At 41.6% G+C, this 23,695-nt stretch carries 22 protein-coding genes and 1 tRNA gene; 9 read left to right on the top strand and 14 right to left on the bottom strand.

The window, feature by feature from the left end; translation table 11 throughout:
* Nucleotides 1–7 precede the first annotated feature (7 nt).
* The 3 genes from ACEN82_RS23715 to ACEN82_RS23705 all read left to right on the top strand — a co-directional run bounded on the left by ACEN82_RS23715 (nt 8) and on the right by ACEN82_RS23705 (nt 3,662).
* Nucleotides 8–1,507 (top strand): SusD/RagB family nutrient-binding outer membrane lipoprotein, encoded by a 1,500-nt coding sequence (locus tag ACEN82_RS23715; protein WP_090532186.1) that lies wholly within the window; start codon nt 8–10, stop codon nt 1,505–1,507.
* Nucleotides 1,508–1,530: 23 nt separating this feature from the next.
* Nucleotides 1,531–2,559: a DUF1735 domain-containing protein gene (locus tag ACEN82_RS23710; protein WP_090532184.1), complete on the top strand. Its 1,029-nt coding sequence runs from the start codon at nt 1,531–1,533 to the stop codon at nt 2,557–2,559.
* A 128-nt stretch (nt 2,560–2,687) separates the two neighbouring features.
* Nucleotides 2,688–3,662: a hypothetical protein gene (locus ACEN82_RS23705; protein WP_413321879.1), complete on the top strand. Its 975-nt coding sequence runs from the start codon at nt 2,688–2,690 to the stop codon at nt 3,660–3,662.
* Between the two features lie 59 nt (nt 3,663–3,721).
* Here ACEN82_RS23705 and ACEN82_RS23700 read toward each other — a convergent pair whose 3' ends face one another.
* Together ACEN82_RS23700 and ACEN82_RS23695 are read right to left on the bottom strand one after the other, a co-directional pair.
* Nucleotides 3,722–4,594: a hypothetical protein gene (locus ACEN82_RS23700; protein ID WP_413321880.1), complete on the bottom strand. Its 873-nt coding sequence runs from the start codon at nt 4,592–4,594 to the stop codon at nt 3,722–3,724.
* Nucleotides 4,595–4,726: 132 nt separating this feature from the next.
* Nucleotides 4,727–5,134, bottom strand: a complete 408-nt coding sequence (locus ACEN82_RS23695; RefSeq protein WP_090532177.1) for a DoxX family protein — start codon at nt 5,132–5,134, stop codon at nt 4,727–4,729.
* A 626-nt stretch (nt 5,135–5,760) separates the two neighbouring features.
* Between ACEN82_RS23695 and ACEN82_RS23690 the strand changes: the two genes are divergently transcribed.
* From ACEN82_RS23690 to ACEN82_RS23680, 3 genes are all read left to right on the top strand, one after another.
* Nucleotides 5,761–7,065, top strand: coding sequence for an amidohydrolase (locus tag ACEN82_RS23690; protein WP_413321881.1), 1,305 nt, complete (start codon nt 5,761–5,763; stop codon nt 7,063–7,065).
* Between the two features lie 123 nt (nt 7,066–7,188).
* A complete protein-coding gene (locus ACEN82_RS23685; RefSeq protein ID WP_112656106.1) occupies nt 7,189–7,695 on the top strand; it encodes a Cif family virulence factor in 507 nt (168 codons plus the stop codon).
* 110 nt (nt 7,696–7,805) lie between these two features.
* Entirely contained in the window at nt 7,806–8,594 is a 789-nt protein-coding gene (locus ACEN82_RS23680) for a DUF1835 domain-containing protein (protein ID WP_413321882.1), read from the top strand.
* Between the two features lie 156 nt (nt 8,595–8,750).
* On the opposite strand, the gene ACEN82_RS23675 is transcribed toward ACEN82_RS23680, so the two are convergent.
* Nucleotides 8,751–10,313 carry a glycoside hydrolase family 10-like protein gene (locus ACEN82_RS23675; RefSeq protein ID WP_413321883.1) on the bottom strand — a complete coding sequence of 521 codons (1,563 nt, stop codon included), beginning with the start codon at nt 10,311–10,313 and terminating at the stop codon, nt 8,751–8,753.
* Nucleotides 10,314–10,650: 337 nt separating this feature from the next.
* Between ACEN82_RS23675 and ACEN82_RS23670 the strand changes: the two genes are divergently transcribed.
* On the top strand, nt 10,651–11,568 hold the full coding sequence (locus tag ACEN82_RS23670; protein ID WP_112656112.1) for a DUF8428 domain-containing protein: 918 nt from the start codon (nt 10,651–10,653) through the stop codon (nt 11,566–11,568).
* A 173-nt stretch (nt 11,569–11,741) separates the two neighbouring features.
* On the opposite strand, the gene ACEN82_RS23665 is transcribed toward ACEN82_RS23670, so the two are convergent.
* The 10 genes from ACEN82_RS23665 to ACEN82_RS23620 form a co-directional block, all read right to left on the bottom strand.
* Entirely contained in the window at nt 11,742–13,133 is a 1,392-nt protein-coding gene (locus ACEN82_RS23665; protein ID WP_413321884.1) for a hypothetical protein, read from the bottom strand.
* 12 nt (nt 13,134–13,145) lie between these two features.
* Entirely contained in the window at nt 13,146–13,946 is an 801-nt protein-coding gene (locus ACEN82_RS23660) for a hypothetical protein (RefSeq protein ID WP_413321885.1), read from the bottom strand.
* A 24-nt stretch (nt 13,947–13,970) separates the two neighbouring features.
* The gene (locus tag ACEN82_RS23655; RefSeq protein ID WP_413321886.1) at nt 13,971–14,471 is read right to left on the bottom strand and encodes a heavy-metal-associated domain-containing protein; all 501 of its coding nucleotides are present in this window, start codon (nt 14,469–14,471) and stop codon (nt 13,971–13,973) included.
* Nucleotides 14,472–14,539: 68 nt separating this feature from the next.
* A complete protein-coding gene (locus tag ACEN82_RS23650; protein ID WP_413321887.1) occupies nt 14,540–14,929 on the bottom strand; it encodes an HYC_CC_PP family protein in 390 nt (129 codons plus the stop codon).
* Nucleotides 14,930–15,102: 173 nt separating this feature from the next.
* A complete protein-coding gene (locus ACEN82_RS23645) occupies nt 15,103–15,783 on the bottom strand; it encodes a YiaD family glycine zipper/OmpA-like lipoprotein (protein ID WP_112656120.1) in 681 nt (226 codons plus the stop codon).
* A 255-nt stretch (nt 15,784–16,038) separates the two neighbouring features.
* Nucleotides 16,039–17,373 (bottom strand): sensor histidine kinase, encoded by a 1,335-nt coding sequence (locus ACEN82_RS23640; RefSeq protein ID WP_354484656.1) that lies wholly within the window; start codon nt 17,371–17,373, stop codon nt 16,039–16,041.
* A 4-nt stretch (nt 17,374–17,377) separates the two neighbouring features.
* The gene (locus ACEN82_RS23635) at nt 17,378–18,061 is read right to left on the bottom strand and encodes a response regulator transcription factor (RefSeq protein ID WP_413321888.1); all 684 of its coding nucleotides are present in this window, start codon (nt 18,059–18,061) and stop codon (nt 17,378–17,380) included.
* Nucleotides 18,062–18,070: 9 nt separating this feature from the next.
* Nucleotides 18,071–18,979 carry a hypothetical protein gene (locus tag ACEN82_RS23630; protein ID WP_413321889.1) on the bottom strand — a complete coding sequence of 303 codons (909 nt, stop codon included), beginning with the start codon at nt 18,977–18,979 and terminating at the stop codon, nt 18,071–18,073.
* Nucleotides 18,969–19,310 (bottom strand): hypothetical protein, encoded by a 342-nt coding sequence (locus ACEN82_RS23625; RefSeq protein WP_090532147.1) that lies wholly within the window; start codon nt 19,308–19,310, stop codon nt 18,969–18,971. Before ACEN82_RS23625 ends, ACEN82_RS23630 begins: the two co-directional genes overlap by 11 nt.
* A 185-nt stretch (nt 19,311–19,495) precedes the next feature.
* Nucleotides 19,496–20,434, bottom strand: coding sequence for an FAD:protein FMN transferase (locus tag ACEN82_RS23620; RefSeq protein WP_090532145.1), 939 nt, complete (start codon nt 20,432–20,434; stop codon nt 19,496–19,498).
* Between the two features lie 411 nt (nt 20,435–20,845).
* Here ACEN82_RS23620 and ACEN82_RS23615 point away from each other — a divergent pair, with 411 nt between their 5' ends.
* Nucleotides 20,846–22,291, top strand: coding sequence for a glycoside hydrolase (locus ACEN82_RS23615; RefSeq protein WP_413321890.1), 1,446 nt, complete (start codon nt 20,846–20,848; stop codon nt 22,289–22,291).
* A gap of 133 nt (nt 22,292–22,424) precedes the next feature.
* Here ACEN82_RS23615 and ACEN82_RS23610 read toward each other — a convergent pair whose 3' ends face one another.
* Nucleotides 22,425–22,901, bottom strand: coding sequence for an Lrp/AsnC ligand binding domain-containing protein (locus ACEN82_RS23610; protein ID WP_090532141.1), 477 nt, complete (start codon nt 22,899–22,901; stop codon nt 22,425–22,427).
* Between the two features lie 151 nt (nt 22,902–23,052).
* Here ACEN82_RS23610 and ACEN82_RS23605 point away from each other — a divergent pair.
* Nucleotides 23,053–23,164, top strand: a tRNA-Asp gene (locus ACEN82_RS23605).
* Nucleotides 23,165–23,695: the final 531 nt, after the last annotated feature.

Here is a 23,695-nt window from a genome sequence, read left to right as displayed (position 1 = left end):
TATAATCATGAAAAAATATATAGCATATTCACTGATTTTACTTACTGCCACGCTTAGCAGTTGTAAGAAAAGTTTTCTTGACCAAACCGTAAACCCTAACCAGCCAACTGTTGCTACACCTGCGTTAGTATTAACCGGTGCATTAACAACAACGGCCCGTAACATCAATACAGGTTTTACGCTTGAAGGGTATTTGATGGGGTATTGGTCGCCGGCTGCGGGTTACGCTCCAAGCAACTCATTGCTTACCTATAACTACACCACAGCCGATTACCAGGTATTTACTCCGTATTACCTGAACCTGGCTAACTACGATTATATCATTAAACAGGCATCTGCAGATAAGTCGCAGGTTTATTATGTAGCTATCGCACAAGTTATGGAGGCCTATAACTTCCAGATTTTGGTTGATAATTATAATAATGTTCCTTATAGCGATGCTTTTCAAGGGGCAAAAGGACTTACCCCTAAATATGACAAGGGTACAGATATCTATAAAAGCCTGATCGCAAAAGTTGATGCAGCTATTGCCGCTATAAACGGTGCCGACGCCTCTGTTGCAGTAACGCCTAAAGCTTCGGAAGACGTAATGTTTAAAGGTGATATGACCAAATGGAAAAAGTTTGCCAATACCTTAAAGCTACGTTTGGTAATGAGGCAGGTTCCAAATGTTATAGATGCGGCGGCAGCCAAAACTTTGATGGCCAATAACTTATCAGAAGGGTTCCTTGGAGCTGGTGAAGATGCTACTGTAAACCCAGGTTACACTAATATTGATTCTAAGCAAAGCCCTTTCTGGGAACGATATGGCGCTAACCAGGCTGGCTCTAACGCTGCACCGAATATTACTGCCGGAGATTTTGCCGTTAAATTCCTTAACAACAATAATGACCCAAGAGCTACTGCATTTTACCAGCCACTTTCAAATGGTAGTGTAGTGGGTAACGTGTTTGGTACACTTGTTCCAGTCACCGCAAGTAATATTGGTAGGGTTGATCTTTATGGAAGCAATGCCTCTAATAATATAGGTTTGTTGAAAAACCCATCTATGAACGCCGTGGTTCTTTCTGCTGCTGAAGCCTTATTTTTACAGGCAGAAGGGGTTCAACGAGGAATTATTACTTCCAGCCTTAGCGCTCAGGCTCTTTACGAGGCAGGTATCACCGCATCATTTGTTTATGCAGGTTTGACCGCAGCTCAGGCTACTACCTATTATCAACAGGCTACTACAAACGTTGGATGGAATTCGTCAACCGATAAAATTCAGGCAATCATTGTTCAAAAATGGGTTTCATTAAATGGTTATGGTAACCTTGAAGCTTACAACGAATATAGAAGAACTGGTTTTCCTAACCCTCCGGTTTCAATTTATACAGGTGTAACTACTAAAGTTATACCAAGCAGAATCCTTTATCCTTCTTCTGAGTATTCTCAAAACGCTGTTAATGTTCAGGCGCAGGGAAGTATAAATCAATTTACGTCGAAAATATTTTGGGCGAAATATTAAACTGACTTTTAATCTAAAAAGAAATGAAAAAGAAATATATAACCCTATACTCGGTACTGGCTTTTCTGACTGTGCTTTTTAGCTCATGTCTGAAAAATGAAGCTAACTACACAGATTTTAGTAAAGTAGGAGCTTTAGTGGAGTTGCCATTATCTGCATACACGGGTGCTGGAAAACTTACACCTGTAGCATTGCCTATACAAGCCGCGGCACAACCTATTTCTATAGTTGTTAACCTTGCGGCGCCACAACCACTTAAAAGCAATCTAACGGTAACTTTAGCATTAGATCCGGCTGCATTGAAAGCTTACAACGATAAGAATATAGCTCAATACAAAGCTGATAGTACTGCAGCAGCTAACGATGCTACAGGCGGTACTGCAGAGCCAACTTATCCTACAATTTATACAATGCTGCCATCAACTTTTTTTACGTTGAGCGCTCTTACCGCGGTGATTCCAGCTAATCAAAATACTGCTTCAATCACTGCAAATGTTGTTACTAAAGATTTTGACTTATCTGCTAATTATGTTTTGCCTATTAGTATTACTGACGCAAGCGGTCAAAAAATCAGCAACTATAAAACAATCTTATTTAACGTACAGGCAAAAAATAAATATGATGGTGTATACACCGTTACCGGTACGTTGAGTGATGCTAACGTCGGAACTATTACGGGTAAATATCCATTGACAGGCGTGTATCTGAAGACACAAAGCGCTACAACCGCGGTGATGTTTGATCCAGGATTGAACGGTGGTACTTACGGACACCAGATACTGAACAATGGTGCCGGAAGTTACTACGGTAATTTTGCCCCTATTTTCACATTTGGTGCTAATGATGTAATTACTACCGTAACAAATTATTATGGGCAGGGTACTAACTCTTCATCAAGAGCTGCTCAACTTGCAACCGGAAGCACTCCAACAGCAACAGGTACTCCTGGAACTACCGGATTTTCTTTCACTGTTAAATATATTATGGTACAAGGTGGTAGTCCAAGAACAACTATAACCGAAACTTGGAAATACACAGGCGCAAGACCGTAAGAATATTATTATTTCAAACTTTTACAAGCCTCACATTTTGTGGGGCTTGTTTGTTTAAACAACAACAATTGAATTTTTATATTTGATAATATCATCCTATTTTAAAGCATCTATAACTAAAATAAAATATGAAAGCAATCCTAACCTCAACGCTGGCCTTATTTATTGGCGCTAACAGCTTTGCACAATCACAAAACATTAAAGGTGTAGTAAATGATCAGCAGGGTGAACATGTGCCCTATGCTTTTTTGGTTGACGTGGAACATAAGAATGCTACTTATGCTGACTCAACCGGAGCGTTCAACATGCAGGTCGCTCCTGAGGCAAAAATCGTTGTAATTGCCGGTGGCCATAAAGAATATACGTTTAGTCCGGACAATAAAGCCAATTATAACATTGTTTTAGAAGGAAAAAATGAGGGAGCAAATAGCGATACAAAAATCAAAAGGTCTATAGTTCAAAATTTTGATACGTTCAATTCACGGGTTAACACCATGAACGCGACCGGAAATGGTACTGTATCAGTGACTACGCGTCAGGAAGCTACTCAGGGCAGCAGGTATTTATATGATTATTGGGTACACGGTTATGTGATCAGTGCTGCTGACTCAATAGTGCAAAACACGCATTACCTGTTTAACTACGACAAGATGAATGGCAGCTTAATGGTGAACAAAGACAATAACACCGTGCTTCAGATAGACGGTAACAGCTTTAAATCATTCGTATTGTTTGATAAACAGGTTAGCAACCATGTTTTTGTGAAGGTGCCTGCTATTTCGCTACAACGCTATGTTGAAGTCATTGCTGATGGCCCTAAATACAAAATATATAAAGATGTTGCTACCAAATTCCATAAGGCCGATTTTTCGACAAATGGCATTGCCTCAACAGGAAATAACTACGATGAGTATATAGATCAGAATTTTTATTATGTTATTAAAGATGGCGGACAACCTGTTAAACTTCAATTGAAAAAGAAGGCGCTTAAAGAAGCCTTTGCGGCTGATGCCGATAAATTGAACAAGTTTATGTCAGCATCGGGAGGCGGTGATATTGATGAGAATTATTTGAAACAGTTGGGAGAAGCGATGAATAAATAATGTTCATAGACTAATTTAAACAAACATGCCCGGTATTTCACCGGGCATGTTTGTTTGAATTACGATAAATCCATAGTTTGTCCTATATAGGAAAAGGTGGTACCATCTGTCCTGACAATAGTTACATTGACATTAAATATAAATTGATTTCCTGTCGCCGTGTAAGTTCCTGTTGCTGATTTGCCATCGCTCGCATTTAGCTTTGTTATATTGCCGCTAACTCCGTATATATGATAGAGTTTATTGGGATTAAGAGGGTCAGAGACACCTCCAAGAAATATCGGATTGGCAGAGGATGGAGGGGCAATTGCAGGCGTTGGGTAATCCACAGGAGCCAGAGCCAAATGTGATCCCGTAGTAACCCTGATTAATTTCCCTGTTACATTTACCATACCGGTATTGGGGTCGGTGTACGTGGGTTTAATATAATCATACGATAACGGATATGGATTAAGCGGGAAAAATGCCGGATCAACGGAATTCTTTGCATTCCAGACATCTATTGCATGGTTATATTTCTGAATATCGTCATGCAATGCCGTGATATTGGGTACCGATACCGTTGCAATAGAAAGGGTAAAAAAGTCTTCATCATAAGAGGTGTAAAAAGTTACCGTATTAGGATAGGGTGCAGAGTACCCCAGTCCAAAAGCGGGTACACCGTTGGTAAGCGTAGGGTATTTTATAGTACTCCATGAAGCTGAGCCAGTTACTGTAATTTCTGTTCCCGAAAAAACGCATTTGTAAGTGTCGTAGGTTACACCTGGTTGTCGCGGCTGTAATACAAGATCTACATAATCGTGTTGCACCACATTTACCTTAGTGCTTTTGCCTTTACCGTTTTCATCATTAACGGATTTAAAAGAGTCCTTTTGGCACGAGCTAAACCCTGCCATTAACAGCAGCATGCCCCATAATAATTGTTTTTTCATATTGATTTGTGATATATTTTTTATAAATATATGATATCAATATGTTTCGTAGCAATAGGTGTTTTAACGGTATTTGATAAATATTTAATTGATAATAGCGGAGATGGTTGCTTTAATATTAAATTAATGTAATTATTTTTTATCAACACTATATTTCCCCGGCCCAATAAATATTAAACCGGCAAACGTAACAGCATCTTCAATGGCATGAGCGGCACCGCCCAGCCCGTCGCCGGTACCCAGGTGCATTAAGGCCGCAACTATAAGGTTGATAAGCATTAGGATACAAACCGGCCTGAATGCCAGCCCGATGATCAGCAGAAAGCCTCCAAAACATTCTGTAACAGCTGCAAGTAATCCCCAAACTACAGGCCAGAAATGGATTCCTACATATTTCATTGATTCGCCAATATCTTTCCAGTTTTGGGTACCACCCATTAGTTTGGGATAGCCATGATAGATAAACATAATACCCAACCCGATGCGGATGACCAGAAGTCCAAGATTTTTGTAATTGCTTAAATTGCCTAAAAGTGCCATTTAAAGATATTTTGTTGATATGAGGGCTTAAGGTAATAAAAATGTTGGAGGGTAGTAAAATATGGGACTTAATTCCCAGGGAAATCGCGTTTAAAATAATTCGATCTGTTTTACTAATCTCATACTGAGAAATTTTTACACTAATGCATTGCAAGTTCTCTACAATTAATCGAATTACACAAATCTTAACTTAATTCAATTCGTGTAATTTGATTAATACGTAAAAATTAGTGTCAAAATTTCTCATTTATTGTTTTTCAATCCACATGTGGTTAAAAGCGATTTTCTTGACTTAATTCCGTTTTTGAACGGACATAAGCTTCTTAATGGGAGCTACGCAGTTCTGCGCTTTTTCTTCCTTAAGTTAACGGCTACCCGGCTCCGGTTCATCAACGAATTAGGTAACCCTGTGTTTTTGTTAAATGTTTGATTGTTAGTATTTTATATATTAAAAATCGAAATTGTGTTAACCCTGTTAACCCCCTTTTAGCCCTGAGTTAACGGCTATGTACTCGCATAAAAAGAATCGTGCTTGCCTGCTTTTTTGATTGTGGCTCATAGCCGGTGCCTCTCAATCTACCATATTTAAACTATTGTGCTTATATTACTATCTCCAAACAACCCGTATGAAAGCAAGCCTTATTTTATCACTATGTGTGTGTGCGCTGCAAGCTATAGCTCAAAAAAATGCCTTACGTACACAGGTAAATACCAAAGCCGATGCCCTGCAGGAACAGGTAATAACCTGGCGGCGTGATTTTCATGAACATCCCGAACTGGGTAACCATGAGGTACGCACTTCGGCCATTATCGCCAAACATTTACAATCATTAGGTATTGAGGTAAAAACAGGCATAGCCACTACCGGTGTGGTTGGGGTGTTGAAAGGCGGGCATCCGGGCCCGGTTGTGGCTCTGAGGGCGGATATGGACGGGTTGCCGGTTATTGAGCGTACACCTGTGCCATTTGCATCTAAAGTAAAAACTACTTATAACGGACAGGAGGTTGGCGTGATGCATGCCTGTGGGCACGATTCGCACATGGCCATACTGATGGCGGTTGCGCAGGTGCTATCGTCAATGAAGGCAGACTTGCACGGAACCGTAAAATTCATTTTTCAACCCGCCGAAGAGGGCGTTGAACCCGGTCAGAAAGGCGGGGCAGAGCAAATGGTAAAAGAGGGCGTGCTGGAAAACCCCAAAGTGGATGTGGTTTTTGGTTTGCACATTAATTCGCAAACAGAGGTTGGTAAAATTACCTATCGTCCAGGTGGTACCATGGCGGGGGTTAATGATATGCAGATCATCGTAAAAGGGCGGTCGGCCCACGGAGCTTATCCATGGTCGAGCGTTGACCCTATCGTAACCTCGGTCCAGATCATCAATAACCTGCAAACCATAGTGAGCCGCAATATCAATATAACCGAAAACCCGGCAGTGGTTACCATTGGTGCCATAAAGGGAGGCAACCGCTCAAACATTATCCCCGAATCTGTTGAGATGCTGGGTACGCTCCGCTCCTTCACCCCTGCCGACGAAAGATTACTGATTGCGCGGGTAACAGAAATAGCCACTAAAACTGCCGAAGCACAGGGAGCTACAGCTACGGTAAAAATACCCTACAGCAACCACTATCCAGTAACTTATAACGACCCTGAGCTCACTCAAAAAATGCTGCCGAGCCTGCAGCAAACTGCCGGTGCCGCTAATGTGTTGTTGCGCCCCCCTGTAACGGGCGCCGAAGATTTTAGCTTTTACCAGGAAAAGGTACCGGGCTTGTTCATATTTTTGGGCGGTATGCCAAAGGGGGGCGATCCGCTGAAAGCACCATCGCACCATACACCCGATTTTTATATTGATGAAAGCGGCTTTAGTTTAGGTGTAAAAGCCTTGTGTAATATGACCATTGATTACATGAACAACAAGAAATAAGTATTCAGTATCCGATAGTTCTTTTTAATTGCAGCTGAAACAATAGCGATCAAAAAGTATTTTTACAGTGGCTTATTCGTATATTGAACGGCTTTAATAGCATAGTGTGAAATCGTTAAGATCATGAAAAAGCATTTACTACCCCTTTTATGCCTGTGCATGTTTATGAGCAGTTTGCCTGGTATTGCAGCTTCGGCAAAAATGATGCTGCCTGCCGATACGGTAGCTAAATTAAAGCCCGAGGTACGCCAGGTTGTTGAAACGGTAATAAAAGCTTCCGGCACTTTCAGTATCGAAGCAGTATCCGATCTTTATGCTCCTAATGCCGTAGTGGCCGATGAACAGCCTCCTTTTTCGTGGAACGGGCAACTGGCCGGTGTGCAATGGATAAATTCGGTACAAAAAGCGGTTAAGGATTTTAAGATCAGGGATTTTAAAGTCGATTTGCAGCGTATCAAAACTTTTCAGCAAACCGACGAAATAGTTTACCTCATAGCTCCTGTTGAATATACCGGCCTTGTGAACGGTGAGCATTTTGAAGAACAGGGGGCCTTTTCGTTCGTATTAAGGATAGTGAGCGGTAAATGGCTCATTAAAAGCCAGGCCTGGGTACCGCGTAACGGCATGTAAAACACCAGTCTGTATCATAAGCCGGCCTACTTTTGCAATCTGAATTTAAAATTAAGATTGACAAACTTCCCTTTAGAAAAGGCCTTGGTTTTATTTATAACTTAGCTTTCATGAACGCTATCCTGCATATATTAAATGGCGATGCCGCGTTAGATGGTTTTGATCAAACCGGACTCGACGGGGATGTTATGGTTTGGCGCGAGATGTTTTCTGAAGGCCCTTTACAGGAAAATATCCTTTCAGGAAGTTTCTGGAGCGCACGCCGCGATTGGATTGGGAGAACATTCGATGCCCCGGCAGATGAATATCAGCATAAAGTGATAGATGAGCTTGGCAAACTAAACAGCCGGTATACCGAGATTAACCTGTGGTTTGAATTTGATTTGCATTGCCAGGTAAACCTGTTGGGCGTATTGGAAATGCTTTCGCTGAAAACCGATATGTCGCCCCCGGCCATTTACCTCATTTGCCTGGCCGATTGTGTTCAGTTTGATAATAAGAAAGGCCTGGGCGAATTAACCGGCGAACAATTTGAAGAATTGTATGATGCCCGCGAGCGCCTGAACGAATGGGAACTCGGCCTGGCCGCTGATGCCTGGAGGCTATATGTTAATAATGACCTCGCCGGGTTAGAAAAATGGCTCAATGAAAATACCTTTTGGGGCGGCCTCCCGCTGCTTAAGCCCGCACTACAGGCACACCTTAAACGGATGCAAACCAATGCGGACGGGTTGAGCTATATCGAACAAAAACTACTGGATATTTATAAGGGCGGCGCTAAAACCCCAACGGCCATTTACCACGCCTTTTGGAAAAATGAAAGTATTTTTGGCATGGGTGATAGTGAGATCGATATCTACCTCAATAAACTGAAGGACAAAGGGTTGATTGAGGTATAAATTGTGTCATTTCCTGACTGAGCAGAGAGAGGCTGAACATTGGGCGAAAGAGAAATTATATACCCGGCTTAAACGCCTTGCATAGCCGCTTGATATAGTGCATAGGAGATTTCTCACTCGTTCCTCGTTTCGAAATGACAACGGGATATTAACGTATTATGGAACCGTGACCGCTATTGTTGGCGACCTTTCACTCTCATTCTTCATCCTATCTAATGCTGTGATTACATAGAAATAGGTTTTACCCCTAATAACAGTATTATCGTCGTATCCAAGCGTGGGATCATATTTGATTTTGAGAATGTTTTTAGGATTGTCGATGTCTATCTTTTCACCATCGTTAAAGCGGTAGATCACATAGCCGTAAACCGGCTCTTCGTCTTTAGCTAAAGTTGGAGTAAGCCACCTCACTGCTACACTTTTACCTACGGCTTTGGCCGTAACCTGTTGAGGGGCGTTAGGCGGTATCGAATCGCGCCATAGCATTACCGGCGGCAGTGCAGGGTATTGATAATAATTGTCGCGGAGCGAGTCGGTAAAGCCAAGCGGGTTGCTGGTGAGCGAATTGGAACTAAAGTAAACACTGCCCTGAACCCTTGGGTTGTTGCGAATAAGTTCTATTTGCTGAGGTAGCTGAGCCGGGTTTCTGAAAGCCTGAACTTTGCGCTCATTGATGCGGTAAGCCGCCTGGCCTACATACAAATGCCTGCCATAAGTATTGTCGCCCCACCAGTCGAGCAGCTTTTGAAAATCGGCAGCACGGTTGCCTATCTGCCAGTAAAGCTGCGGATTGATATAATCTATCCAGCCTTCTTTTACCCACTTGCGGGTATCGGCGTAGTTTTCATAATATGAGGAACCGCCATTGGTTTCGGAACCTTCCTCATTTTGCGCTTTATTAGCCCAGATGCCAAAAGGACTTACGCCAAATTTGATGTTAGGATCATGCGCATGAACGCTGTCGGCAATCATATGTATCAGCAGGTCCACATTGTGGCGGCGCCAGTCTTTAATATTATCGTAACCTTCGCCGTACTTTCTAAATGTTTCCTCATCGTTTATTTTTTGACCTGCAATTGGATAGGGATAAAAATAATCGTCCATGTGTACGCCGTCTATGTCGTAATTATCTACAACATCCAGTATTACCTGTACAATATAGTCACGCACTTCGGGCAGGCCGGGGTTAAAAGTTTTAATGCCGCCGTAGGTAAAGAACCATTCAGGCTTTATTTTGGTAATATGCTGCGGACTAAGCGCTGCAAAGTTGCCGTCAAAAGTAGCACGGTAAGGGTTAAACCAGGCGTGCAGTTCCATGCCGCGTTTATGTGCTTCGGTGATGGCAAATTCAAGCGGGTCATAGTTAGGGCTTGGGGCCTGGCCCTGTTTACCGGTTAAATATTTCGACCATGGCTCACGGCTTTTGGCATAAAATGCATCGGCAGCGGGCCGCACCTGTAGCATAACCGCATTGATCCCGGTTTCCTGGTGCGAGTTTAGTATATCTATAAGCTCTTGTTTCTGCTTTTCTGAAGGGGATTTGGAGTTGGTTGGCCAGTCGATGTTAACCACGGTGGCTATCCATACTCCCCTGAATTCGCGCTTAGGCTGCATTTTTACATCAACCGGTGCCGGTACAAGATCGGCCGGCTGCGCATTAACTGTTAAACTTGTAAACAGGATTATAATCAGGAGTATGAACCGTTGGTATATATGCATCAAATAGAATTAAATTGAAAGTTGCAAAGATATAAACTCATAACGTAGCAGGTTTATTATGAAGTATAAAAATTGAAGCCTTATTGTGTTTTAAACATTTTGTAGCTATTTTAGCTCAACGCCTAAAACAATTGATGTAATAATTTTTTAAAAAATCATATTTTTAGTGTTTTAACGTTCAATATGTTAACCATTAAGGATAAACGCATCTGTATATACTTGCAGGAAAGCGCTTTACATCAATTAACAGTTGATATTTCGTTAAAAACTAAACACTATAGCTAAGCTTTTGTTATACCACTTGCTTAACTATGCTAAAACTTAACATTTAATTGCTATGGAAAACCAATCTGGGCAACAACAACCTAAGAAAAACTCAAACGTCATTTATTTTCTTATTGTAGTAGTGCTTGCTTTATTGGGTACCGATGTGTATCTGTACCTGCAAAAAAACAACTCCGATAAAAAAATAGTTTATCAGCATGATGAGCAAACAAGGCTGCAAACCGAGCTCGACAGTCTTGAATCGCAGGTTGAACAGGTCACTGCAGGCAAAGCCAAGATGACCGCGGCACTAACCGCCAAAAACGATTCGTTAAAATCTACCATTAAAGTTTTGAGGGCTAAACTGGCCAAAGGTAAACTTACCGCACAAGAACTTGCCAAAGTACAGGAGGATGTAAAACAACTCCGTTATTTTGTAACCAAGTATACTGCCGACATTGATGAGCTCAAAAAACAGAACACATCGCTCACCACCGAAAGGGACACTTTAAAAACCAATTTGGCAACGGTTGCCAAAAAGGTGGATACGCTATCCAAACAAAATGAGGATCTTGGTGCTAAGGTAAAAGTAGCCCAGGCTCTCAAGCTTGCAACTTCGGATGTGGTGGCCTATAAAATAAAAGGGAGCGGAAAAGAGGTTGACGTAACCCGTGCAAACCCAGCCAAAAAACTGAAGATCAACTTCACTGTGGCCAGCAATACTTTGGCTACAAAAACTATGCATGATATTTATGTACGCGTCATTGATCCAACCGGAAACCTGATCACAGCACCTGATTCAGGAACTTTCAGCGCCGATGGCCAGGACCTGCAATACACCTACAAAACATCCATTGATTTTAAGGATGATGGCACACAATACACCATCGACTGGATAAACCCAACCCTGCCATTCCAGAAAGGCACTTATACCATTATGCTTTATGCTGATGGTGGTACTATGGGTAAAACAGGTATTACACTTAAATAATCATCGGCACTAATTTTCGAATTAAGTCGAATTTTACGAATACACACAAAGAGGCCCGGTTTGCTGCTGCAATCCGGGCCTCTTCTTGTGTTTGATATTCCAAAAGCACGTTATTGCAATTATGGATTATTCCAATTCTTATACTTGGTCGTAATTCGAAAAATTAGGGATCATTACATTTTCATCAATGCAGGGCTTATCCTTAAATAAACTTCAAAGCCAATAGGTACGCTACCGTAAATCGGCTTTAACGCCGATGGTGAAACATTGAGCGTAGCCTGTACGCCGCCGGTAACATTGGTGTTTTTGAAGCTGCTTAAAATACGGGTTGCTCCCAGGGTTAAAGCATTGATATTAAAGTTGGGGTTAAGCGGGTAGGCATCGTGCATGTCCAGTTCTTCGGCGTCTTTTTGCACAAATTCATATCGGCCATAAACAGCGGTTTTATTGAGCTGTAAAGTATTCTCCAATAAAACGGACGGCTGCGTTTTATGATTGTCCGAATAATGGTTTTGTCCGTAAACCAGTGTAGTTGCTACATAGCTGTTTTTGCTTAGCATTTTGGTATGGATGGCTGATGCAGTGAACCTGTTGACGTTTTGCCCCGGCTCAGCTTCTTCCGCGCTGTGGATCCATCCGTCTGATACCTGCACGGCCCACTCTTTGGATGGATTATAGGATAAACGGGCCGAGTATGAGTCAAACCGCATTTTATCAAAATCATAGCGGTGCTCATCCGGCTCACGGCCGGTAAATATGGATCCTTCAAGCTTTACATTTTTGATACGGAAGCCCAATGTTGCGACACCAAAGGTGATATGTGTAGCATCCTGATAATGGTGACCAAGCGGCGCATCGGGGTCATTGATGGCCGAAAGGCGGTGCATAAACACCGGCGGACCTAAAGCCGGCTCTCCCGGGTAGCCGAACGAGAGATAGAGGTCAGCATCCTTAGCCACGCGCTGGGTATAAGCTATACTCAACTCAGCAAAGAGATCATGCGGGTGCTGTTTGTCGACCAATTTTTGTCCTTGGTATGATTCGCCGGTTTGATACAGGAGGGGATAACCGCCGTTGCCCACCAAAAAGGGATCGAACGAGAACATGGTATTAATGGAGAACAGCCCATTATTGCCTACTTTTCGTTGGGTCATGAACATAAGCCAGTTGGGTACATCAATCCTGTTACTGCCACCTCTCTTGCCCGAATTAAACAGGTCCTGGTTGTTATACCGCGCAAAAAAGCTACCATGTACCATGCTCATCCATTTTTTACCATGGATCATGTAGGCATACAGTGGAGTTTCGTCAGGCACCCATGAGGTACCCGAACCGTCGCGGTTCATGGGGAGATCGCGCGAGAACTGGCTCGTCATCATCATATGGTGCATGGACGTATCCATTTTCATATTGCCCATATCCATACCATCCATAACCATAGGTTTGGTGCTGTTCATGCGCATATTCTTTTTTGTGGTATCGCTCATCTTCATATCGTGATGGTGCTGGGCGGATGCGCCCACGACAGCTAGGCTTAAGGCAACGAACACAATATATGCTTTCATAGTAGTGTAGGGTTAAAGATTAAAAAAGTTGTACTCCAGCCTGATGAGGTACATGTTTTTAGTATTCCGTTGCATATCATTATAGATAGGTGTACGGTACGAGAAATCAAGCCGGCAGGTACTGTTAAAGATCAGTTGCAAAGCGGGTGCAACATCCAGATAACTTTCGCTATGGCCCGGGTTGGTTTTGCCCAGCAGTTCACAATACAAGTTTAAATTTACCTGCTTGTAGTCGCGATAATTACGTGGCAAAAGCAAATAGCCGCCAGATAAGGTATAAGCCGTGGCATTACGTACTCTATTGGTTGAAATTTCATAGTTACCACTGTTATTAAACGCCCGCAAATAGCTTGCCGAACCTGAAAGCGCCAGCTTATGCAGTAGCTGGGTGAAAACCACACCGCCCTGTGCACCGCTGTTATCACCTTCTAAAGTGATCTCCCGGTTCACTATAGGATTGTTAATACTTGATAGCTTGGCAAAAAATGCGCCCCTGAAATGCTTTTGAACGGTATCGATAGATAGGAACCGGTACTTGGCGTACACGCTGCCACCTTCAAAGTGCTGGCTCGAATTATAATAATCAGACATGTAAACCGAGCCATGCACCATCAAATGTCGGCTAACACCATACATGGCCTCAATAGTACTGCGGTTTTTGTACGATGGCTTAAAGTATCCCTGGTTTTCCACGCGAATGCCCAATGAGCCGGTTGCCATATTGCTGGCAGGTTCTGTATTTACATACAGTTCCTGCGCCAATACAGGGCGTGCCATTGCCATAAGGCAAACAGCCAATAATATCCTCTTCATAAAAAATGATGTTAAATGAAGAACTTAGATAGCTAAATGATAAACGCGGCCGCTTGCAGGGGCAGTATCGGTAACCTGGCTAAGGTATTTTTTTGATACCGATTTGGGTGCGAAACCGTTGTCAACCACGGTAAAGCTCACATCGCCGGTAAATGATTTATCGGCAGCGTTAAGCAGGCGGTAAGTATCGCCCCCGTAGTTAAATGTATTCTCGGTAACTTTGGTATTGGCAAAATTATAAGTAGCTTTTAAACTGTTAACCGAAAATCCCGAGCCCTGAACCTTTTTGCTGATTTGCTCGAAATTTACCGGAACGTCATTTTTAAAGGTAATGAGGTAAGTGTTACGGATCAGATCAGTTTTGATCTCGCCAATAAACGGCAGTGTGCGTAATGCTTTTTCGGTTGATTTGGCACATAAGGCGCAGGTAAGGCCGCTAACCTGGAGTTCAGCCTTGGTAAATTGAGCTTTAGCTGCTGTTACAGAAAGCGCAAATATGATGATGAATATTTTTAAAGTTTTCATGTTGATCGTGAATTAATTGTTAGAGAATAAACTGTTGATAAGGTTTACCGGGTTTAACAATTAACAGATCAAATGCGGAAGATACAGTTGCGGATAAATGTGGCGATGCCCTGAACCGATGGATCGGGAGGGCTGCGGTCATAAAATTTGTCGGAAGAAGAAGATGGCAAGGCCGGAAACAGGCTATCGAACGACCAGCTTGGCAGTTCAAAGCCAAATATCTTTGCTAAAAACGATGTTGATTCGCTCTGGTGAGCGTCTTTTACTTTTACTTCAACCTGTTTATCCTTGCAGCATTTCATTTTGCCGCCTTTTTGGTCCATTTTGCAGTTAACAGCCGGGGCATCAATTTTTACAGATGCAACATAGTCGCCGCAAATATGGAAATTAAGAGCAAAGCCCAATACTGTAACTGTGTACAGCATAGTGAGTAATATCGCTCCTGATCTTTTTACCATACTGCAAAAGTAGGTGATTAACTTGTTGATTACAAAATGTTTTTATCGGTTGGGACAACACATTGCTTAACAAATGTGCGAATAGTGATTTTGGCATATACCAAAAAGCCCCGGCTTTGCGCCGGGGACTTCTTCTTTAAACTATTAACTGATCTTATTATTAATTCACTGTGTTACTGGGCAGCTTGTTTAGCCTGCTCCTTCATTTTTTCGTTTGCCACAATGGTGATCTCAACCCTGCGGTTTTGTGCGCGGCCATCGGCAGTGGTATTATCGGCAATTGGTTCGCTTTCGCCTTTACCGGTCACTGTCATACGTGATGAAGCTACATTACCCGCAACTAAATATGATTTTACAGCATCCGCCCTCTTTACTGAAAGTGTTTGATTATAACTGTCAGATCCGGTATTATCGGTATGGCCGATGATGGTAATGTTAGTTTCAGGGTTTTTCTGTAATGAGGCAGCCAGGTTTTGCAGGTTAGTTTCCGCAGCGGGTTTCAAATCTGATTTATTGGTGTCAAATAAAATACCTGAATCAAATTTAACCAAAATGCCTTCACCTTCGCGGGTTACTGTGGCGCCAGGCACTGTTTGTTTAATCTCGGCAGCTTGCCTGTCCATGTTACGGCCGATAAAAGCACCTGCGGTACCACCTACAGCACCACCTATAATAGCACCTAAAGCGGTATTACCGGCAGCTTTACCAATAAAAGCACCTACTGTACCACCGGCACCCGCACCAATAGCAGCACCTTTTTGTGTTTTTGTAAGTGAATTACATCCTGAGCCTAATATGCCTGCTGTAGCTAATGCTATACCAAGGGTGGCTACTTTTAATTTAAGCGTTCTCATCGTACTTGTATATTATGTTATACCGTACTTTTTACAAAGCAGATGCCAAAAAAAGCGGATGGCAGTATTATGCGCCGCTTCTATCAAAAGAATATCTCCCATCAATCATAGCAACATTTTTTTAATGATAAGTAAAGTTAATTTCAATGAAGTAAAGAATACGGGATTATTGATTTTTGCAACACTGCCCGATTTTTAGTACAAAGCAGCAGTAAAATTTTTGCTACAGTACAATTTGGCATGCCTTTTTGAAGTTTAGGAAATTACTATCAACGTGGCCGGGAAAATAAGTTTAAAGGTGCTCCCTTTATCTTTTTCAGAAATTACATTGATTTCAATATCATGAAAGGCCGCTATTGATTTTACAATAGGCAGGCCCAATCCAAAGCTGTCTTGTTGTAATGACTGTCTGAATTTTTTAAAGCGGTTAAAGATCAGCGGGATGGCGTCTTCATCTATACCGATGCCGGTATCAGCTATACTGATCATATACTTATCATTTACAGCAATGCCTGTTACCTTAATGCTGCCGCCCTCATGATTGTATTTAATGGCATTGTTGATAAGATTAAAGAACAGGTTAAAGAGTAAAAATTTATTGATGTTGACAAAATGCCAGTTCTCTGGCATCAACATTTCATAGCTGATGTTTTTATCCTGCAGACGAATGGAGATCTCATCATAAACCTCTTGCAACAGTTCGGATACCGATACTTTGTCTTCTTTTAAAAACTGTTCGTTCTCTATCTGGGAAATGAGCAGCAGCGTTTTCGTAATGCTCTTCAACCGGTTCAGGATCTTTTGCATCTCCAATAACCTGCCTTTAAGCTCATCGTTGATATCCTCCTCCTCAAACATATTCTCGATTTTTGACTGAAGAATAGAGATGGGTGTCATAAGCTCATGCGATGCGTTGGAAATAAACTCCCGCTCTTTATGAAACTTATCGGCAATGGTTTCAATCATGTTATGGATACTGATATCCAGGTGCTGAAAATCTGATGTGGTAGTACGTACCTGCCGGTAGGTATGAAAATTAGGAAACTTTTGTCCTACAAGCTTAGTTTTAATAATAAGCCGTAAAGGCTTAAGTACGTAGGTTGAATATACCTGGTCGGCCAGTACGGTCAACAAGATCATTCCCAGCAATACCTGGAAAGCTATATTTTGCAGTGGGACGCTGGTTTCATCCAAAGTATCTACACTTTTGCCAATTTCCAGCAGGTAATTTTTGTTCTTAACCTTAAAGGTGTGGCTTAGTATGCGATACTCTAAAGTATCCCCTTCACTAAAAAGGCGCTTGCCTCTTTTTATAGTATCCAGGAAATAATCGGGATCAACTTCGTCCAGGCTGATATATTCCTCTTTAAGCGGGAGGTAGCTGCCGTAGCCTTCGCCGTTTTCGATGTAGGTTTCAATGCCCTTGCTTTTTACAATTTGCAGCAGCTTGTTTTTTTGTTTGATAAGCTTGCTGTCGACATAATTACGGCTGATATTTTTGATCAATACAGGAACAAGCAATACAAACAGTATCACGATAACCAGCTTGGAGATGGCGTTAAAAAGGGTAAGTTTTGTTCCTAATTTCAAATACTCAGGCGTTGATCTTTATTTTATAACCCAAACCACGTACCGTTTCCAGCCAGTCGGGCGGGGCATAGGCATTTAATTTTTTACGGATATTTTTAATATGCGCGTCAATATAATTGCTGTCATAATCATTATTTACCACGCTGCCCCAAATATGCTCGCTCAGCTGCATGCGGGTAAGCGTACGGTTTTTATGTAATATCAGATAGGCTATGAGGTCAAATTCTTTTTTGGTAATGGTATTAACAACGCTGTTATAATGGGATATAGTACGTGCGGTAAGGTCGATCAGGAAACCACCCAGTTCAACAATGTTATTTTTAACACCAAACTTACGCCTGATGATGGCCTGCATACGGCTTTGCAGCTCAAGCAATGAAAAAGGCTTAGGCAGATAATCGTCGGCGCCAAGGTCGAGGCCTTTGATCCGGTCGTTGATCTCTGCACGGGCGGTGAGTATAATACATGCCGCCTCCGAATTAGTCTTTTTTGATTCCCTAAGCAGATCAAGGCCGTCATAATCGGGCAGGCCCAGGTCTATCAATATAAAATCATACAGATTTGTGGCAATTTTTTCGGATGCCGAAGTGCCGTCAAAACAAACCTCGCAGATATAGTTATAGTTTGAAAGAAAAATTTCAAGTTCGTGGGCAAGTGCTGTTTCGTCTTCTATTATTAAAACATTCATGTATTATGACTAATAAAAAACGTAGTAAAAAGTTAAATTATAAAATGACTCGCGCCGGTTAAGCAATACTCCTTCTACGTTAACTGGGATAGAATATTTGTACGAAAATTCAAACGTATAATGTGGCCGGTTATAAGCCACCGGGATTTTGAAGCTGTAATTAAGCATGTTGAACCGGCGGTTACGGCTCGCATAACGCGGGTCATATTGTATAGAAATATTGGCGGCCTCATCCCTGAAATGATGATCAAGTGAATAGCGCTGAACAAAATTCTGCGTGCCCAAGATAAAATTAAAGGAAGGATTAAAGGAAAGAAAATCCTGGTCGTCAAAAATGCTCCAGCTGCTTTCCCAGTATTTTGAATTGCTTATCGTTAAAAAAATGTCGTTCGATTTGCCGAAAAGATAATCAAGCACAGCACTTGTTTTCAGGTAATGCCAATCGTATGAATTTTTAAAATTGATATCATTTGAGGAGGCCGACTTGATAACCTGTGCTGCATCCCTGGCAAAAAAGAACCGCGTATAACTTACTGAGCCGGAAAAGGCTTTCGAAAATTTGTAAAAATACCCTCCGCCCAAATCAACCTCATCAACAGGGGCATACCCCAAAACTTTAAAGGCCGAGCCATATAAAAAGATACCCGACTTGGTATTATAAATCAGATCGGCAGTAACAAAAGGATATTTTACCGGGCCGGTACGACCAAAAAACAGCACGTCGCTGCCATAACTTACCCCGGCCGAAATTGACCGCTTACGAATAATGGTATCAGTATCGGCTACTAAGGGGTGCTTACCGGCAAAAAGGCGCAAATCAGTATCCGCACCAAATACGGTACCGCTTGCAGCCATAAAAAAAAGTAAGCAAAAGTATTTCATCAATATGGTAAATTGTTTAACCGGTTTAACTGCCATTTCTCCTCGGTATTTCGGGCGGCCGCTCCATGCCTTCGGGGCGGCGCTGCCTTTTGGGTTTGGGCTTAGGCGGTACGGCATCATCGTCAACAGTAGCCGGCTTAGCCTGCCGCTTTGCTTTGGCTATTTCTTTGATTTTTTTCTTTTCATCCTCCAGTTGCTTTTTGGTTTTGGTAGTAGTATCAGCCGCTAATAAAGTATAAGACAACGCACCCGGTTTTTTGTTACCGGCATGAGCAAGCGCATCAATGTTTTTTGTAAGGGCATTGGCAAATGATATACGTGTTGCAAATATCAATAACAGGACAATATACGCAAACCACTTTATCATTGAGGAGAAGAAAAGGTAAAAATAAGGCTCAAATAAAGGACAATTTAAATGTTTACACCAAAATGAGAAAGGTACAACAAATAACAATTCATTTGCAGGAGCACTTGTAAAAATGCCGATGCAAATGAATTATCCGAATCACAATTATGATGAAAGGTTTATGAGTGTACTTTAATGTTTGAAAGTCAGAGAGCGATGTCTTTTGACGGATAAACCCGGTTTTGATCATCAATAATAACGCAGGCCACCTGGTTAAGCTGATTGATCATGTATAGGCCGGCGTTAACACCTATGGTGAGTATTGGTGTGGCCAAAGCGTCGGCAAATTCGGCGGTAGGGCTAAGGATGCTTACGCTTGTAATACCGCTAACCGGAAAACCTTTTTTAGGGTTAAATACGTTGGTGAATTTTTTATTGCTGATACTTGCATATTTTTCGGCATTAACCGATGTTGCAAAAGCAAGATTACTGATCTCCAAATCAGCAAAGGGTTGGTTTAGCTGGCTAATGTCGGCATCGGCAACAGTCCAGGGCTGCAGGTTTGGCTGTAAGCCCCATGCAAGCAGGTCACCACCAAAATTGATCACGCCGCTGCTTACACCGTTCATTTGCAATACATATTTGGCCCTGTCGGCGGCGTAACCTTTGCCGTTTGCGCCAAAACCTATGCGCATCCCTTTTTCTTTCAGAAAAACAGTTTGTTTTACAGCATCAAGCACTATGTTTTTATAGCTGGCCAGTGGAAGCGTACGTTTGGCGGTTTTTACCGAATTGTTTTCGGCTGTGGTTTCGTTAAACGCGTTATCAGCCAGGTAAGTAATATCAAAAGCACCGTAAGTAAGTTCTGATATTTGCAGTGCCCTGTTAATGAGCCTGAATGTTTCACCATCGGCTTTAACCGGGGCAACACCGGCATTACGGTTTATGTGGTTGATGCTGCTGTCATCGCTAAAAGCCGAAAGCAATTTTTCAACCCTGTTAATTTCATCAATGGCAATGTCAATTTGCTCATCGGCCAGCAGGGGGTTATTGCCCACTACACTAATCTCAAATTTATCGCCCATTAAACGTATGTTGCGTTTGTAGACTGTTAAATTATCGGTTAAAGTTTTTATAGCCAGCATAATAATAATCTTTTAAGTATCTAAAAATGAACACACAATGCACCGTAAATTACCTTACGCGAGTTTGATCAATTACGCTACATCACTCCTTTACAAAAACTAAAGTAGCGGCGCTTTATGAAATTGAGATGAAAAAGGCTTTTTAATTAATATAATTAACTGACTTTGACATTTTTTAACACTTAAATGATAAAAAGAGTTAAAGCGGACAGAAGCGCTAACTGAAGAGGGCAGTGTTGAAGCAACATCGAAATAAAATATCTTTTTTCCTCTGCTTTTATAAATCTTCAGCAGGATATGGTGTTGAAGATCCTGAAAGTAATATAGTCCATATAAAACCTGATTATGTCCATTTATCAGCTTGTTTTATTATCGAAAATTACGGACCAATTATCAATCAAAGAAAAGTTTATGAGAAAGAATCAAATCCTTTCAGCGATAGCTGTGACACTGGCTTGCGCTGTTTTGTCCTGTCGTAAAAATGCTGTCCCTCCTGCACAGCAACGCGTGAATCAGCCAGTTATAAATTCCGTTCAAAGCGGGGGAAGCATAACTGTAGGAATAGGAAGCCCCCTCCAGAAGATTGACCTTATAGGGGCGGGCTGCTATTTTTATAGTGGGCACCTGGTAAACGGGATAACTAATTTTACTGATGCAAGCAACTGGCTTTGGCATGACCTTAATGTAAATGTTTTTAAAATTGTACTTAGAGCTGATGGAGTGGAGGATGTGAATGATAACACAGACCCGAATAACACAGATTTTTCTAAATTTAATTTTACCGGCAATTCTAACCTGGTTGATCAGATAACAGCGTTAAAAAAAGCGCAGCTTATAAATCCGGCTATTAAAGTTTGGGCTATTGTATTATCTCCGCCTAAATATTTGAAGACTAACAATAGCGTTAATAATGGAGGAACGCTTAATGCCAGTGTAACCAATGCTTATAGCGAGTTCGGCGAATTTTTGTACGCTCATATTAAAAATCTAAAAGACAATGGAATAACTGTTAATTATTTGAGCTTAATGAATGAGCCCGATTATCCGTCTTCGGGTATAGCATATGAATCGGCGGAGTTTACCACAGCGCAAGCCCAAAGTGTATATACAAGCACTGCCGGATGGTTTAAAACTAAATTACAGTCATTGAGTATCTCTGTACCTGTTTTTGCATCTCCGGATTGTATTGATGTAACCCATACCGGATCATATGTTTCGGGGCTTAATGCCTCGGGGAACGTAAGTCTTTTCACCACTCATCAATATTTAAATAGTTCGGCTGCTAACTTTTCAGCAGCCTCTTCATCAGCGGGTGCCAAGGGCCTGTATATGACGGAGTGGCACGCTGGCTTTGGTATGGGAACTACACCGGATGAATTAACGGCTGCCCTTGACCTTGTTAATAAATTTCACGATGCCTTTAGGGGCGGAGCGAAAGGCTGGCTGTATTTTGAATGGGGTAATCCTGAAACTAATTTTGGCGGGCTGCTGTATACTCCCTGGGGAGCACCGGCGGTACGAAAGAAAAATTACTATGTTTTTCAACAATATACGGCTAACCTGCTTAACGAAAATTATATTCCTACAACCTTAACCGGCATAACTAACTTTGGAGCGGATAACGTAAGCGCTTTTACAACCTCAAACAAGGCCGATATTAATGTAGTTAACTGGAATGCCGATCCCCAAAACAGGGTTAGGCTGTACTTTGGCGGCAATATAAGTACAATAAGGATTTACAGGACCAGTGCAACGGAAAATAACGTGTTGATTTGGAGCCAGGATAATGTGAATCAAAATTATTACGATGTTGATTATGCCGGAAAATCTTTCACTACAGTAAGGGTGACATGGTAATCGGGTCATGAATTTTCCCTTTTCACGTTCAATGGTCCGTTTTTTGGGTAATTCAATTTAAGGTTTTCATAAAACAAACGCCTATAGCCCGGTAAAAACCAGGCTGTAGGCGTTTCAATAATTTGAGTAAAATTTATTCCAGCGTTATTTGCCTCCTGATACTTTCTTCAAGCGAAATGAAGGTTTCGGTACGTTGAATGCCTCTTACACCCTGGATCTGCTCGTTCAAAACTTCACGCAGGTGAGTGGTATCATGACATACAATTTTAGCAAAAATGCTCCATTCGCCGGTAGTGTAATGCAACTCGACAATTTCTTTAATTGTTTTTAATTGCTTTACAGCTTCATTATACTGTGATCCTTTTTCGAGGTAAATACCCAGGAATGCAGTGATGTCATATCCTAACTTTTGCGGATCTACCTCAAGGCTGGCCCCTTTTATTACACCCATCTCCTCTAACTTTTTCATCCGCACGTGTATGGTTCCGCCAGAAACAATCAACTCTTTAGCTATCTCGGTGTATGGAGTGGTAGCATTTTTCATTAATATTGATAAAATCTGGATGTCAAGATTATCAATTTCTAAATTTTGAGCTTTTCTGTGGGACATAAATTTGAATATCTATATTGAAATACAAGTTTAATTAAAATTCGATTAAAAATAAAATATTTTTGTTGAAATATTTGCAAGAAATAGATAGTCCTATTAAATTTGTATCAAGCAAAAGGGAAATGCTTAATGTTCTTTAAAGTAAAAACAATGTTGGGTGGTGAAATTTTTGGCAGACACACCTCCTTGTCCCGGTGGCGGAGATCATGGAAAACCCGAAGCGGGCTAACCACTCTGTGAAGGTTCGAATCCTTCCCCAACAGCGAGTTTAAGTACAAAGTCAGAAGTCTTAAGTCAAAAGACTTAGAACTTCAGACTAACGACTTAAGACTTACAACACTGTAGGATGGTGAAATTTTTGGCAGACACACCTCCTTGTCGCGGTGGCGGAGAAATTGGGAAACTTTTAGCAATAAAAATAACCACTCCGTGAAGGTTCGACTCCTTCTCCTACAGCTCTTCTCATAATTTAGGTTTATAATTGGTTAGTAAAGGCCCCTGCCCATCAGGGGCTTTGCTGTTTTTATAGCTTTTTTATTTTGCATTCGCCAAAATATTGTGATCAGCCTAAGCCAATTGCATAACCTCATCCTGATATCTTCAGGGGCATCTGTCGAAAAAAGCAGGAAAAGAAATGGCCTTTCTGTATATATGACCGGGCGCAACAAAAACCGTCAAGATTACAGTAAAAAATAATGTGTCATTTTTACACATTGGATATTGTTTCGTAAAGATTTAGTTATAAATTTGGTTGGCAACAATTTATTGCAATCGATTGTGGTATATTGCTGCCT

This window comes from Mucilaginibacter sp. Mucisp73, from assembly GCF_059491465.1.
Note: the sequence above shows the minus strand (reverse complement) of the source record. Positions and strands in the feature narration are given on the sequence as shown.

Excerpts from the sequence above, each read along its gene's own strand:
- ACEN82_RS23675 (WP_413321883.1), bottom strand. The coding sequence starts at position 10,313 with ATGCATATATACCAACGGTTCATACTCCTGATTATAATCCTGTTTACA.
- ACEN82_RS23660 (WP_413321885.1), bottom strand. The coding sequence starts at position 13,946 with ATGAAGAGGATATTATTGGCTGTTTGCCTTATGGCAATGGCACGCCCT.
- ACEN82_RS23710 (WP_090532184.1), top strand. The coding sequence starts at position 1,531 with ATGAAAAAGAAATATATAACCCTATACTCGGTACTGGCTTTTCTGACT.
- ACEN82_RS23715 (WP_090532186.1), top strand. The coding sequence starts at position 8 with ATGAAAAAATATATAGCATATTCACTGATTTTACTTACTGCCACGCTT.
- ACEN82_RS23690 (WP_413321881.1), top strand. The coding sequence starts at position 5,761 with ATGAAAGCAAGCCTTATTTTATCACTATGTGTGTGTGCGCTGCAAGCT.
- ACEN82_RS23615 (WP_413321890.1), top strand. The coding sequence starts at position 20,846 with ATGAGAAAGAATCAAATCCTTTCAGCGATAGCTGTGACACTGGCTTGC.
- ACEN82_RS23625 (WP_090532147.1), bottom strand. The coding sequence starts at position 19,310 with ATGATAAAGTGGTTTGCGTATATTGTCCTGTTATTGATATTTGCAACA.
- ACEN82_RS23650 (WP_413321887.1), bottom strand. The coding sequence starts at position 14,929 with ATGGTAAAAAGATCAGGAGCGATATTACTCACTATGCTGTACACAGTT.
- ACEN82_RS23635 (WP_413321888.1), bottom strand. The coding sequence starts at position 18,061 with ATGAATGTTTTAATAATAGAAGACGAAACAGCACTTGCCCACGAACTT.
- ACEN82_RS23685 (WP_112656106.1), top strand. The coding sequence starts at position 7,189 with ATGAAAAAGCATTTACTACCCCTTTTATGCCTGTGCATGTTTATGAGC.
- ACEN82_RS23670 (WP_112656112.1), top strand. The coding sequence starts at position 10,651 with ATGGAAAACCAATCTGGGCAACAACAACCTAAGAAAAACTCAAACGTC.
- ACEN82_RS23630 (WP_413321889.1), bottom strand. The coding sequence starts at position 18,979 with ATGGCAGTTAAACCGGTTAAACAATTTACCATATTGATGAAATACTTT.
- ACEN82_RS23680 (WP_413321882.1), top strand. The coding sequence starts at position 7,806 with ATGAACGCTATCCTGCATATATTAAATGGCGATGCCGCGTTAGATGGT.
- ACEN82_RS23645 (WP_112656120.1), bottom strand. The coding sequence starts at position 15,783 with ATGAGAACGCTTAAATTAAAAGTAGCCACCCTTGGTATAGCATTAGCT.
- ACEN82_RS23620 (WP_090532145.1), bottom strand. The coding sequence starts at position 20,434 with ATGCTGGCTATAAAAACTTTAACCGATAATTTAACAGTCTACAAACGC.
- ACEN82_RS23705 (WP_413321879.1), top strand. The coding sequence starts at position 2,688 with ATGAAAGCAATCCTAACCTCAACGCTGGCCTTATTTATTGGCGCTAAC.
- ACEN82_RS23700 (WP_413321880.1), bottom strand. The coding sequence starts at position 4,594 with ATGAAAAAACAATTATTATGGGGCATGCTGCTGTTAATGGCAGGGTTT.
- ACEN82_RS23655 (WP_413321886.1), bottom strand. The coding sequence starts at position 14,471 with ATGAAAACTTTAAAAATATTCATCATCATATTTGCGCTTTCTGTAACA.
- ACEN82_RS23695 (WP_090532177.1), bottom strand. The coding sequence starts at position 5,134 with ATGGCACTTTTAGGCAATTTAAGCAATTACAAAAATCTTGGACTTCTG.
- ACEN82_RS23610 (WP_090532141.1), bottom strand. The coding sequence starts at position 22,901 with ATGTCCCACAGAAAAGCTCAAAATTTAGAAATTGATAATCTTGACATC.
- ACEN82_RS23665 (WP_413321884.1), bottom strand. The coding sequence starts at position 13,133 with ATGAAAGCATATATTGTGTTCGTTGCCTTAAGCCTAGCTGTCGTGGGC.